A 13060-nucleotide genomic window follows, 5' to 3' on the forward strand; every position below is an offset into this window, starting at 1 on the left:
AGGCCCCGGCGCAGGTTTTACTTCGGGCAGCCATGCCGACAGTCGCGACGGATTATTTCGAACAGTTCGCGGGTCTCTTCATCGATCCGACAAAGCGCATTTTTGTCGGCTACCTCCTGGCCGCCGCCGTGATCGGATTCGGTGTTCTCTGGATCAAGACCCGTCGGTCGCCGCGGGCGCTCCTGTCCCACCTGTTCCGCCGTTCCGTCTGGCTGTCCGGATCCTCCAGGGCGGATTTCCAGCTTTTTGCGATCAACCAGGGGATCATGATGGGGCTGGCGCCCCGACTGCTGTCGACGCTGACGGTTGCGACCCTGCTCTTCGAAAGCCTGCATGTCTGGTTCGCCGGACGGCCGGCGCTCTGGCTCGGCGTGCCGGTCTGGGCGGTGGCCCTGCTGTTCACCCTGACGCAGTTCCTGGTGGATGATGCATCCAAATACATCCTGCACCGATGGCTGCATCGCTGGCCGGTTTTATGGGCTTTCCACAAGGTGCATCATTCGGCCGAGACCCTGACGCCGTTCACGGTCTTTCGCACGCACCCCGTCGAAGGTGTCCTGTTTGCCCTGCGGTCCGCGCTCAGTCAGGCGGTCTGCGTTGCCGCCTTCGTATTCTTCTTCGGGGATCGCGCGACCCTTACGACGGTTCTGGGGGCGAATGTCTTTCTCTTCGCGTTCAATGCGCTCGGTGCCAATCTACGCCATTCCCATGTGCCGTTTTCCTATCCCGCCTGGCTGGAGCGAATCCTGATTTCGCCACGCCAGCATCAGATCCACCATTCCGACGCCGTGCGGCATTTCGACCGAAATTTCGGCGCGGCGCTGGCGATCTGGGACTGGATTGGCGGAACCCTGCATCTTTCCGGCGCGCGCCAGCGCATCCGTTTTGGCCTCGGTGACGGGGCGACGGTTGATCACCGGCTTCGCACCCTCTACCTGTCACCCTTCATGGAGGCGGCGCAAAGCCTTCATGCGTTCATGTGCAAAGGATGGACTGCAATGCAAAACATCGTTTCGACCCGGGCCCTGACCGCGTTCCGTCTGGGGCTCGCCGCGCTGGTTGCGGCCGCGGCCATGCTTGCGCTTTCGCCGATGCGCGCATCCGCCGCGCAGGAATTGAACATCTATTCCCATCGCCAGCCCTTCCTGATCGAACCGTTCATTGAGGCCTATACCGCCGAGACCGGTACGAAGATCAACATCGTCTATGCCTCCAAGGGCCTGGCGCAACGCCTGCAGGCCGAAGGCGAACTGAGCCCCGCGGACGTCATCCTGACGGTGGATATCGCCCGGTTGAGCGTCTACGCCGACAAGGACCTGTTGGCGACGGTCGAGTCGGATGTGCTGATGCGCAACATCCCGGCCCATCTGCGCGATCCGAAAAACCGCTGGTTTGCCTTTTCCAAGCGCGCGCGGGTCCTGGCCATCCGCAAGGGAGCCGCCGACGCGGACAAGCTGACGACATACGAGGATCTTGCCTCCGATGTCTGGGAGGGACGCGTCTGCTCCCGACCGGGCAGTCATGTCTACAACCGGGCTTTGATCGCCTCCATGATCCATGCGAATGGCGAAGCGGCGGCGCAGGAATGGGCGCAGGGTGTGGTCGACAATCTGGCGCGCCGTCCGCAAGGGAATGACCGGGCGCAGGTCAAGGCGATCTTTGAAGGCGTCTGCGATGTTGCGATCATCAACAACTACTATTTCGGCAAGCTGAAATCCTCCGAATCGCCGGAACAGCGCGAATGGGCCGATGCGGTCGACCTGATCTTCCCGAACCAGGAAGGGCGCGGCACGCATGTGAACATCTCCGGCGGCGGCGTCGCGATTCACTCCAAGAACAAGGATGAAGCGGTTCGTTTCCTGGAGTTCCTGACCTCCGCCGAGGCGCAACGCCTTTACGGAGAGGTCAATTACGAGTATCCGGTAAATCCGGAAGTGCCCGCCTCCGATGAGCTGAAATCCTGGGGCACGTTCAAGGAAGACGACATGCCGATCGCGACGATTTCGGATTTGGCGCCTCAGGCTCAAATGATCATTGATCGGGTGGGATGGTAGACTCGACGGCGGCTCAGGCAGTTTCTCACGGCGCCGGCAGTCGGGGTGCCGTATGGACTTGGGCCGCCATCTTACTGTGCCTGCTCTGCGTCACGCCGATCCTGTCGATCTTCGTCGCGGCCGCCGGTGACACCGGCGGATTGTGGAGCCACCTCTTCAGCACCGTTCTGCCGCGCTATGTGGTTAACACGCTGGGCCTGATGGTCGGGGTGACCCTGGTATCGCTGGCCTTTGGCGTGCCGGGTGCCTGGGCCGTGTCGCGTTACGACTTTCCAGGGCGACGGCTGTTCGAATGGATGCTGCTGCTGCCCGCGGCCGTGCCTGCCTATCTGATCGCCTATACCTATACCGATTTCCTCGAATATGCTGGTCCGGTGCAGGGCGGCTTGCGGGAGGTATTCGGCTGGGCGAGTGCCCGGGACTACTGGTTCCCCGAAATCCGGTCGCTGGAAGGCGCGTCGCTGGTCATGGGGGCGGTGCTATATCCCTATGTCTATCTGATGGCGCGCACGGCCTTCAGCCTGACGCCGGCCTCCTTGTTCGAGGCGGCGCGGCTGGCGAACCGCAACCTGTTCTGGTCCGTCGCGCTGCCCATCGCCCGCCCGGCCATTGTCGCGGGGCTGGCCCTGGTCCTGATGGAGACGATTTCCGACTTCGGCACGGTCGAGTATTTCGCGGTCGAGACCCTGACATTGGGCATTTTCAACGTCTGGCTGGGGATGAACAGCCTGACCGCCGCCGCACAGATTGCCAGTCTGGCCTTCCTGTTCGTTCTGGCGTTGCTGGTGATGGAACGCTACGCCCGGTCTCGGCGGCAGTATTCCGACACCGGGCGCAAGGCGATGCCGATGGCGTCGGTACGGCCCGGTGTCAGTGCTTCGGTCTGGTGCGTCCTGGTGTGCCTTCTGCCCATCGTGGTGGGGTTCGTCGTTCCGGTAGGGGTGCTGCTCAGCTTCGTTCTGCGCGGGTATTCCCTGTCGCTGGAGGACGCGGCGCTGGATGCGGTCCTCAACTCGCTGCTGGTCGCGGGATCGAGCGCGGGCATCGTCATGGCGGTCGCTGCCCTCATCGTCTTCGTGTCGACCTATCGCGGCGGGCGCTGGATGCGCATCATGGCGGCGATGGCGTCGGTCGGCTATGCATTTCCGGGGACCATCCTGGCGATCGGTGTCGTGACATCGGTCGGTGCGCTGGATACTGGCATTTCAGCGGCCGTGGAGGCCGTGACGGGGGTACCGTCCGGGGCCCTGCTGTCCAGCGGGGTTGGGCTGGTCATCTTTGCCTGCACCGTGCGATTCATGGCGGTCGGCTACGGTGCGATCACCACCGGCGTGCAGCGGCTGCCACCGAACATGATGAATGCCAGCCGCGTGCTGGGGCATGGTTTCGCCAGCAGCTTCCGCCACGTCATTCTGCCGCTGGTGCGGACGTCGATCCTGGCGGGCGGCATGCTGGTCTTCGTCGATGTCATGAAGGAACTGCCGATGACACTGCTGTTGCGGCCGTTCAACTTCGAGACCATGGCGACGCATGTCTATCAGTACGCCAAGGACGAACTCCTGGAGGAGGCGGCCTTGCCTGCCCTGATGATCGTCGCCGCCGGGATCGGGCCGGTCGTCCTGATGAATGCGGCGCTGCGCCGGATTGGGGCGCGTTAGAGGCCGGCCAGGAAATCCAGAAGATAGGACCGGTCTTCCCGCGTCAGATTGACGAATGCATGGCGTGCCCGCGCCGCGTCGCCGCCATGCCACAGGATCGCTTCCTCCGCGCCGCGTGCCCGGCCGTCATGCAGCAGCGGTGCGCGCGGATCGTCCGCCAGAACGACGCCCAGTCCCCATAGCGGCGCGGTCCGCCATTCGTTGCTGGCGGCCGCGCCTTCCGGCAGTCCGTCGTCCAGGCCTTCGCCCATATTGTGGCGGCGCAGATCGGTATAGGCGTTCAGACGCTCCGGTCCGGTCCGCAGCGGGATCTCCGGAATGTGGCAGGACCCGCAGCCGATCTTCATGAAGAGCATTTCTCCACGAGCGTTGCGGTGCTGCGACGGCGCGGGGGGCGGCAGCAACTCGGTGAACAATGTCAGCAAGTTCAGGCGGACGCCGCCGACTTCGTCAGGGTTGTCACCACATGTCGCCGACTGCGAAGGGCAGACCGGTTCCGGAAAGTACAGGCTGGTGATCCCCATATCCTGGGACAGCGCAGAGGCGTTCTGCGCCGCGAGACTGGGCATGCCGGCCTTCCAGCCGAAACGCCCGGTATCGTCGGGGCCGGGCACCGCATGTGCAAAGGCTCCGACGCCGTGAAGCGGCTGGGCGATGCGGATCGACCAGCGGGCATCCGGGCCCGGATCGGGGATGATTGTCAGATCCGGTTCACGCAGCTCATAAGGGGTGCCGTCCGGAAACCGCCCCTTCGTATACCGCCATTTGAGGGAGAGTTCCGCTTCCGGTTTTGTGCCCGGTACAGCCCGGTCTTGGATCTGGTGTCCGAAGACCGGGTGCGGTGAGACCTTGCCATCCTCCGCCACCACACCAATGCGGACCAGCGCCGTGAGAAAGTTCTCCCCGGGACCGCCCGGCGGCTTCCCGCGGCCGCCGGCGCTGTGACAGGAGGCGCAGGATATCCTGTTGTAGAGGGGGCCGAGACCTTCCAGATCGTCCGGGCCGTCGGTTCCGGAAGGGCGCCAATGGCCGTTGAAGATCAGCCGTCCGGACTCGTAGGCCGCGCGCAGATCGGGGCCGACCCCTTCAGGCGGGGCCAGCGGGTCGGCCACGGATTGCGCATTCAGGGCCGACGACCCGGTCGCGCAGAACAGCAGCAGGGACAGGATGATGGGGAAACGCGGCACGACTCTGGTCTCAAGACGCCGAACATGAAAGTGCCGGCCGCGCCGCGTTCCTCGGTGTCCGCCGGGCCTGCTTCGATCAGGCCTCCAGTGTCATGAGGGACGCATTGCCGCCGGCGGCGGTGGTATCGACAGAGATGGTGCGCTCTGCGGCGAAGCGATGCAAGTATCGTGGACCGCCCGCCTTCGGACCGGTGCCGCTGAGACCTTCACCGCCGAACGGCTGGACACCGACAATTGCGCCAATCTGGTTGCGATTTACATAGGCATTGCCGACTTTCAGGCGCCGAAGGACGCGGGCGACCGTATCGTCGATCCGGCTGTGCAATGCACAGGTCAGGCCGTAGCCGGTGCCGTTGATGGCGTCGACGACGGCATCCAGTTCCGACGCCTTGAAGCGGACAATGTGCAGGATCGGGCCGAAATGCTCCTTGTCCAGCGCGTCGATGCCGGAGATTTCGAACGCGGCCGGGGCAACAAAGGTTCCCTTGTCGCATTCCGGACCCAGCGGTGTTTCGCCGACCAGTTTGGCGGACTTCCGCATTTCGGCGACATGGGCGTTCAGCCCCGCCTTGGCCTCGGAATCGATGACCGGGCCGACATCGGTGGACAGCCAGGCCGGATCGCCGACCTTCAATTCCTTCATGGCGCCGGCGATCATCTCGATCTGCTTGTCTGCCACGTCTTCCTGGACATAGAGGCAGCGCAGAGCCGAGCAGCGCTGACCGGCGCTCTGGAAGGATGAAATGATGACGTCGCGCGTAACCTGTTCCGGCAGGGCGGAACTGTCGACGATCATCGCATTCTGGCCGCCGGTTTCGGCAATCAGCGGCACGATGGGGCCGTCGCGCTCCGCCAGTTTCCGGTTGATCAGCCGTGCCGTATCGGTGGAGCCGGTGAAGGCCACGCCGCCCAGTCGCGGGTCGGACAGCAGGGCATTGCCGATGGTCGGCCCATCGCCCGGCAGCAGGTGCAGGGCATCGACCGGTACCCCGGCGGCATGCAGCAGCTTCACGGCCTCATAGGCGATCAGCGGCGTCTGCTCAGCCGGTTTTGCCAGCACCGCATTGCCCGCCGCCAGGGCGGCAGAAATCTGGCCGGTGAAGATCGCGAGCGGGAAGTTCCAGGGGGAAATGCACAGGAATACGCCGCGTCCATGCAGGGCGATCGTATCCGTCTCCCCTGTCGGGCTGGGCAGGACCGTCGGTTCCGCGAATTCCATGCGCGCGCGGACGGCGTAATAGCGCAGGAAGTCGACGGCCTCCCTTAGTTCCGCGATCGCATCGTTCAGGGTCTTGCCTGCTTCGCGCATGACGATGGCCATCAGACGGGGGCCGTGTTGCTCATACAGATCGGCGGCCCGTTCCAAAGCGGCGGCACGCTCCGTCGCCGGGGTGTCGTCCCACAGCGGCTGGGCCCTCAATGCCCGTTCGAAGGCCTCCTTCGCGGTGTCGGCGCTGGCATCGGTCACTTCGCCGATGCGACGGCTGCTGTCCGCCGGGGCATAGACGGTCCGGGCCTCGCCCTTGACCGGGGCACCGCCGACCAATGGTGCGGCCAGCCAGGGATCGTTCGACGACCGGTTCATTTCATTGCGCAGGCGCAGAAGGGTCGGGGCGTCGGTGATGTCGTGCCCCTCGGAATTCTTGCGGCCCTCGCCGAACAGGGCTTCCGGCATCGGAATCTGCGGATGGCGCACGGGATTCAGCCGTTCCGCCTCACGCAGCGGGTCCGAGACGATTTCGGCAATCGGCAGTTTCTCGTCGACGATGCGGTTCACGAAACTGGTGTTCGCCCCGTTCTCGAGCAGGCGCCGGACCAGATAGGCCAGAAGATCCTCGTGACTGCCGACCGGGGCGTAGATGCGTACCGGATAGCCGCCGCTGCCGGCCTTGCCGACGACCTGATCGTACAGCGCGTCGCCCATGCCATGCAGGCGCTGGTATTCGAAATCGCTGCGATTTCCGGCCATTTCCGCAATGGCGGACAGTGAATGGGCGTTATGGGTCGCGAAGCAGGGGTAGAAGGCGTCTCTTTCTTCCAGCAGCAGCCGTGCGCAGGCCAGATAGGACACATCGGTCGATACCTTGCGGGTGAAGACCGGATAGTCGGACAGGCCCAGCTCCTGCGTGCGCTTGATTTCCGTGTCCCAATAGGCGCCCTTGACCAGCCGCACCATCAGGCGGTGCTTGGTGCGCTTTGCCAGATCCGCCAGCCACTTGATCAGCGGATAGGCGCGCTTCTGATAGGCCTGCACCGCAAGCCCCAGCCCGTCCCAGCCAGCCAGCGAAGGGTCGCTCGCCACCGCTTCGATGACGTCCATGGAGATGTCCAGCCGGTCGGTTTCCTCGGCGTCGATGCACAGGCCGATATCGTACTCCTTGGCCTTGCGACACAGGTCGATGACCCGCGGGGTCAATTCGTTGAAGACCCGTTCTTCCTGCCCGAATTCGTATCGCGGATGCAGGGCGGACAGTTTCACGGATATGCCCGGTGCCTCGATCACGCCGCGGCCCTTGGCGGCCTTGCCGATCCGGTCGATGGCGTCGGCGTAGGATTTGAAGTAGCGCTCCGCGTCCTTCATCGTCCGGGCGGCTTCGCCCAGCATGTCGTACGAGTAGCGGTAGCCGCGGCTTTCGAAGCTCTTCGCCCGGTCCAGGGCTTCTTCGATCTTGCGGCCCATGACGAACTGTCGTCCCATGACGCGCATCGCCTGGGTGACCGCCTGGCGGATGACCGGCTCACCCGAACGGTGGACGAGCTTCCGCATCGTCGTGCGCCAGTCGCGCTCGCCACCCTGCTCATCGACATTGACGACGCGGCCGGTCAGCATCAGTGCCCAGGTCGACGCATTGACGAACCAGCTCTCCGAGTGGCCCAGATGGGATTCCCAGTTGGCGCCGCCGATCTTGTCCTTGATCAGCGCGTCGGCCGTTTCGGCATCGGGAATGCGCAGCAGCGCTTCCGCCATGCACATCAGAACCACACCTTCGCGCGAGGACAGTTCGTATTCGTGCATGAAGGCATCGATGCCGGAGGATTTCACCCGATCCTTGCGCACTTCGACGACCAGTTGCCGGGCCCGTTCCTCGATCCGGTCGCGGGCCGACGCACTCAGGCTTGCCTGTGACAGGCGTTCCTCAAGGCAGGTCGGCTCGTCCATGCGATAGGCATCGCGGACGGCCTGTCGCAGATCGGACATGTCGGCGTGGCGTTTGGCTTGATCGTCGGTCAGCAGCATATCGGAATCTCCAGTCTGTCGGATGGGCGGAATCTACCGCCGTTTCAGCCGAATGTGCTTCTGATTTTCAGGTTTAAACGATATATCCTGTAGTGAAACGCCATTTTGATAGTGAGTTATGCTATGAATGCCGACTCGGCGCGCCCTCTGGACCGCATCGACCGCAACATCCTTCGGGCGCTTCAGGCCGATGGGCGCCTGACCAATGTCGCCCTGGCAAAGCAGGTCAACCTGTCGCCGACACCGTGTCTGGAGCGTGTTCGGCGGCTGGAACGGGAAGGCTACATTCGCGGCTATGCGGCGCGGCTGGACCCGATGCGCCTCGACTCGGGCCTGACCGTGTTCGTCCAGGTTACGCTGGACCGGACGACGACCGATATCTTCGATCAGTTTCGCGATGCGGTGACCGGCGTGCCCGGCATTGCCGAATGCCACATGGTTGCCGGCGGGTTCGACTACCTTCTGAAGGTCCGGGCCAAGGATATGGATGCCTTCCGCCGTTTTCTGGGCGATGTCCTGAATGGACTGCCGGGTGTGATCTCGACCGCGACCTATGTCGCGATGGAAACCCTAAAAGAAGGCGATGAGGTGCCGATACCCGGATGACGATGGGCGTGAAGCGCTGTATCGTCCGGCGCCATGTGCGGGATAGCAGGTTTCTTCGATACAGGTAGACGGACCGATGCGCGGCGGCTGACGGAAATTGGCCGTGCCATGACCGACGCCATGCCTCATCGCGGGCCGGATATGGGCGATGTCTGGGCGGACGAATCGGCCGGAATCTGCCTCGGCTTCCGCCGCCTTGCGATCATCGACCTGTCGCCCGCCGGTCACCAGCCGATGCATTCCGCCGACGGCCGATACGTCCTGACCTACAACGGCGAGATCTATAATTACCGCGAACTGGCAGATGATGTCGCAGCGCGTGGGCACAGTTTCCGGGGATCGTCCGACACAGAGGTGATGCTGGAACTGTTTGCCCGGGACGGGGTGGCGAAGACGCTGCCGCGTCTGATCGGCATGTTCGCCATCGCGCTGTGGGACCGGCAGGAGCGGCAACTGACGCTGATCCGGGACCGGTTGGGCATCAAACCTCTGTATTTCGGGCGTCAGAACGGCCGGGTCTTCTGGGGATCGGAACTGAAGGCGGTCCGCGCCCATCCCGAATTCGAGGCCGCGGTCGACCCGCTGGCGATGGACGGATATCTGAAGGGCAATGCCGTTCCGGCGCCGAATTGCATTTACCGCGATATGGAGGCCCTGTCGCCCGGTGGTTATGCGGTTATCGGGGCGGATGGCGAGATATCCCGCAAGGCCTACTGGTCGATGGCCGATGTCGCGCGCCAGCCCGTTCAATCCATCGACGATCGCGACCTGATCGACCGCACGGAGGAATTGGTGTCCGACGCGGTCCGCCGGCGCATGGTGGCGGATGTGCCGCTGGGCGCGCTTCTGTCAGGCGGGGTGGATTCCTCCACCGTCGTCGCTCTCATGCAGAAGGCGTCCGACAGGCCGGTCAAGACCTATACGATCGGTTTCGGCGCGTCGGACTATGACGAAGCCGACCATGCCAGGGCTGTTGCGACGCATCTCGGCACGGATCACACCGAACTGAGCCTTTCCGCCGACGATGCCCGCGACCTGATCCCGAATCTTCCGGACTGGTTTGACGAGCCCTTCGCCGATTCATCCGCGCTGCCGACTTATCTGGTCTGTCGGCTGGCACAACAGAGCGTGACCGTGGCATTGAGCGGCGACGGCGGCGACGAGGTGTTTTTCGGTTACAACCGACACCGGGCGCTAAATGCCATGGAACGCCGGTTGGGCAATGTTCCCAATCCGCTGCGGCGCCTCGCCGGCTGCGCTCTGGCCGCGCCGGGGCCGGCCCTGTGGGATGGGATAGCGAAGGCGATTCCGTCGAAGTACCGGCCGCGCATGGCGGGAACGAAGGCCCAGAAACTGGCCCGCGCGCTGGCCGCCGGATCGGCGGATGATCGATATCTGGATCTGATCACGCATTGGCCGGAGGACCTGACCGGTCTCGGCCGCACAATGGAGATGCCGGACGGTGCGCCGGATCGTGATGCCGCGGCGCGGGCAGCCTGGGCCGATACCGTGGGATACCTGCCGAACGACATTCTGACCAAGGTCGACCGGGCCAGCATGGCGGTCAGTCTGGAAGCGCGGGTTCCGTTGCTGGATCACCGGGTGGTGGAATTCGCCTGGACCCTGCCGACACACGCGAAGATCCGCAACGGCGTCACAAAATGGCCGCTGCGTGAGGTTCTGTACCGGCATGTCCCGAAGGACCTGGTAGATCGCCCGAAATCCGGCTTCGCCATCCCGCTGGGCGACTGGCTTTCCGGGCCGCTGCGCGACTGGGCTGAAACCCTGCTGGCCGAGGACAGGCTCAGGGCCCGCGGCTGGGTCGACCCGGCACCGATCCGCAGGGCCTGGCGGGATCATCTGAACGGCCGAGGCGCCAGGGCCGAGGCGCTTTGGGGCGTCTGCATGCTGGAAGCCTGGGCGGACCGTTGGGTCGGCCGGGCATGAGCGGGTCGCTGACAGGGCGAACGCTTCTCTACCTCGTCACGGAGGACTGGTATTTCTGGTCGCATCGCCTGCCGTTTGCCCGGGCAGCGCGGAAAGCCGGTGCCCGTGTCATCGTCGCCAGCCGGATGGCCGGCCATCGCGACAGGATCGAAGCCGAGGGGTTCGAGCCGGTCGATATCCCCTTCGATCGATCGGGCCTGAATCCGGTCCGCGATCTTGGGACCTTTCGCGCGATCCTGGCCCTTTATCGGCGGGAAAAGCCGGACCTCGTACATCATGTTGCCATGAAGCCGGTGCTGTATGGCGGGGTGGCGGCGGTGCTTGCCGGCGTGCCGGCCGTCATCAACGCCATGGCCGGGCTGGGGTTCCTGTTCATCGCCGAAGGCATGAAGATCCGGCTGATCCGGCCGATTGTCGAATGGGCCTTTCGAAAACTTGGCAATAGACGCAACGCGACCCTGATCGTCCAGAACGGGGACGATGCAGACCTGTTCGCCGACCGGATCGGCGTGGCGCGTGACCGCATCCGGATCATTCGCGGCTCCGGGGTCGACATCGACCGATACACGGCCGGTCCGGAACCGGATGGCATTCCCGTGGCCGTCTGTGTCAGTCGCATGCTGTGGGACAAGGGGATCGGGGAACTGGTCGAGGCTGCACGCATCCTTCAGCAGCGCGGCGTTCGGATCCGCATCCGGCTGGTCGGTCCGACCGATGCGAACCCTGCCAGCATTCCCGTCGCGACGTTGAAGGGCTGGCAGGAGTCGGGACTGGTCGAGGTCACCGGACCGTCTGATGACATTCCGGGGGCCTATCGCGATGCACATATTGCCGTGCTGCCGTCCTATCGCGAGGGGCTGCCGAAATCCCTGTTGGAGGGCGCGGCCTGCGGGCGTCCGGTCGTGGCGACCGATGTGCCGGGATGTCGGGAGATCTGCCGCGACGGTCAAACCGGAATACGGGTGCCGTTGAAATCCGTCACGCCCCTGGCGGACGCGCTGCAGCATCTGGCCGAAGATGCCGAATTGCGGCGCAGGCTGGGCGCGGCGGCACGACAGTTGGTGGAACAGGAATTCGCCGAAGCGATCGTCGTCGGCGAAACTTTGGCGCTTTATGAAGAGGCCTTGCAGGGAGAACGGAAGACATGAGCCATGATTTGAGCGGTAAGCGGATTCTGATCAGTGCCGGCGGCGCCGGGATCGGCCGCCTGATGGCGGAGACCATGTCGGATGCGGGCGCGAAGGTCTATGTCTGCGATATCGACGAGGCGGCGCTGACCGACCTGTCCAGGTCCCGTCCCGAAATCGGGCAGATCCAGGCGGATGTGTCGGACCGGGCCGACGTCGATCGTTTTATCGACACGGGATTCGCATTCCTGGGCGGGGTCGACGTTCTGGTCAACAACGCCGGAATTGCAGGGCCTACCGGCGCGGTGGAGGATATCGATCCGGCGGATTTCGAGCGCACGTTGCAGATCAACGTGATGGGCCATTTCCTGTGCACACGGCGGGTTGTCCCGCTGCTCAAGGCCAATGGCGGTGGGGCGATCATCAACCTGTCCTCCGCGGCGGGTAAATTCGCCTTTCCGCTGCGGACCCCCTATTCGGCATCGAAATGGGGCGTGGTCGGTTTTACCAAGTCGCTGGCGGCGGAGCTGGGGCCGCACAACATTCGCGTCAACGCGATCCTGCCGGGGGCTGTCGAGGGTGAGCGGATCGACCGCGTGATCGCCGCCAAGGCCGCGGCACGGGGCGTGCCTTTCGAAGAAATGAAGCAGACCTATACCGGTCTTGCCTCCATGAACCGTCTGATCCCGCCGTCGGATATCGTTGCCATGGCGATGCTGCTTGCGTCGGACGATTGCGGCACCCTGTCCGGTCAGGCGCTGAGTGTCGACGGGGATACGCAATATCTGCGCTGATCGCCGGTTCTCACGAAGTCGGGAGCGATCCTGATTTGCATTCGGTACGGATCGGCGCGACCATGGTGTTTTCCATGAGGTTTAGGAAAGCGCCATGACCGATACCCGACCTTGGGAGGATCAGTTCGACGTGGAGCGGATCGAAGTCGTCCAGGAGACGCCGACCCTCCGCGTTCTGGAAATGACACTGGCACCCGGGGACAAGGTCCCCTGGCACTGGCATTCGGAAATCATTGACCGGTTCTACTGTCTCGGCGGGACGGTGGAGATAGAATCCCGCGCGCCGAAGGCCATGCATCGGCTGACGGCGGGGGGAACCTGCGCCATGGACCCGAAGGTCGCTCACGAAGTGCGCAATGCCGGTACCGACACGGCCCGGCTGGTTCTGGTGCAGGGGATCGGACCCTACGACTATCATCCTGTCGGCCACGAATGACCTGGAGGCGCGT

Annotated in this window: 9 protein-coding genes; 7 read left to right on the plus strand and 2 right to left on the minus strand. The window is 64.1% G+C overall.

Annotated features, from left to right (window positions below; translation table 11 throughout):
• The first annotated feature begins 32 nt into the window (after nucleotides 1-32).
• The gene (locus R8L07_14360) at nucleotides 33-2054 is read left to right on the plus strand and encodes an extracellular solute-binding protein (protein ID MDW3206715.1); all 2022 of its coding nucleotides are present in this window, start codon (nucleotides 33-35) and stop codon (nucleotides 2052-2054) included.
• Nucleotides 2048-3712, plus strand: a complete 1665-nt coding sequence (locus tag R8L07_14365) for an iron ABC transporter permease (GenBank protein MDW3206716.1) — start codon at nucleotides 2048-2050, stop codon at nucleotides 3710-3712. Before R8L07_14360 ends, R8L07_14365 begins: the two co-directional genes overlap by 7 nt.
• On the opposite strand, the gene R8L07_14370 is transcribed toward R8L07_14365, so the two are convergent.
• Together R8L07_14370 and putA are read right to left on the minus strand one after the other, a co-directional pair.
• On the minus strand, nucleotides 3709-4899 hold the full coding sequence (locus tag R8L07_14370; GenBank protein MDW3206717.1) for a di-heme oxidoredictase family protein: 1191 nt from the start codon (nucleotides 4897-4899) through the stop codon (nucleotides 3709-3711). The two genes, R8L07_14365 and R8L07_14370, sit on opposite strands and share 4 nt — an antisense overlap.
• 76 nt (nucleotides 4900-4975) lie before the next feature.
• Nucleotides 4976-8137, minus strand: a complete 3162-nt coding sequence (putA, locus tag R8L07_14375) for a bifunctional proline dehydrogenase/L-glutamate gamma-semialdehyde dehydrogenase PutA (protein ID MDW3206718.1) — start codon at nucleotides 8135-8137, stop codon at nucleotides 4976-4978.
• Nucleotides 8138-8260: 123 nt separating this feature from the next.
• On the opposite strand from putA, the gene R8L07_14380 reads away from it, so the two are divergent.
• From R8L07_14380 to R8L07_14400, 5 genes are all read left to right on the plus strand, one after another.
• Nucleotides 8261-8743 carry an Lrp/AsnC ligand binding domain-containing protein gene (locus tag R8L07_14380; GenBank protein MDW3206719.1) on the plus strand — a complete coding sequence of 161 codons (483 nt, stop codon included), beginning with the start codon at nucleotides 8261-8263 and terminating at the stop codon, nucleotides 8741-8743.
• A gap of 33 nt (nucleotides 8744-8776) precedes the next feature.
• Nucleotides 8777-10690 carry an asparagine synthase (glutamine-hydrolyzing) gene (gene asnB / locus R8L07_14385; protein ID MDW3206720.1) on the plus strand — a complete coding sequence of 638 codons (1914 nt, stop codon included), beginning with the start codon at nucleotides 8777-8779 and terminating at the stop codon, nucleotides 10688-10690.
• Entirely contained in the window at nucleotides 10687-11838 is a 1152-nt protein-coding gene (locus R8L07_14390; GenBank protein MDW3206721.1) for a glycosyltransferase family 4 protein, read from the plus strand. Before asnB ends, R8L07_14390 begins: the two co-directional genes overlap by 4 nt.
• Complete coding sequence (locus tag R8L07_14395; GenBank protein MDW3206722.1) at nucleotides 11835-12611, plus strand: SDR family oxidoreductase; 777 nt, start codon at nucleotides 11835-11837, stop codon at nucleotides 12609-12611. Before R8L07_14390 ends, R8L07_14395 begins: the two co-directional genes overlap by 4 nt.
• 94 nt (nucleotides 12612-12705) lie before the next feature.
• Nucleotides 12706-13047 (plus strand): cupin domain-containing protein, encoded by a 342-nt coding sequence (locus R8L07_14400; GenBank protein MDW3206723.1) that lies wholly within the window; start codon nucleotides 12706-12708, stop codon nucleotides 13045-13047.
• The last annotated feature ends 13 nt before the right edge of the window (nucleotides 13048-13060 follow it).

This window comes from Alphaproteobacteria bacterium, assembly GCA_033344895.1.
Classification (GTDB): Bacteria; Pseudomonadota; Alphaproteobacteria; order UBA8366; family Aestuariispiraceae; genus Pacificispira.

Bases quoted from the DNA above. Each gene is read 5' to 3' on its own strand.
- asnB (MDW3206720.1), top strand. From the start codon at position 8,777: ATGTGCGGGATAGCAGGTTTCTTCGATACAGGTAGACGGACCGATGCG.
- R8L07_14360 (MDW3206715.1), top strand. From the start codon at position 33: ATGCCGACAGTCGCGACGGATTATTTCGAACAGTTCGCGGGTCTCTTC.
- R8L07_14365 (MDW3206716.1), top strand. From the start codon at position 2,048: ATGGTAGACTCGACGGCGGCTCAGGCAGTTTCTCACGGCGCCGGCAGT.
- R8L07_14400 (MDW3206723.1), top strand. From the start codon at position 12,706: ATGACCGATACCCGACCTTGGGAGGATCAGTTCGACGTGGAGCGGATC.
- R8L07_14395 (MDW3206722.1), top strand. From the start codon at position 11,835: ATGAGCCATGATTTGAGCGGTAAGCGGATTCTGATCAGTGCCGGCGGC.
- R8L07_14380 (MDW3206719.1), top strand. From the start codon at position 8,261: ATGAATGCCGACTCGGCGCGCCCTCTGGACCGCATCGACCGCAACATC.
- putA (MDW3206718.1), bottom strand. From the start codon at position 8,137: ATGCTGCTGACCGACGATCAAGCCAAACGCCACGCCGACATGTCCGAT.
- R8L07_14390 (MDW3206721.1), top strand. From the start codon at position 10,687: ATGAGCGGGTCGCTGACAGGGCGAACGCTTCTCTACCTCGTCACGGAG.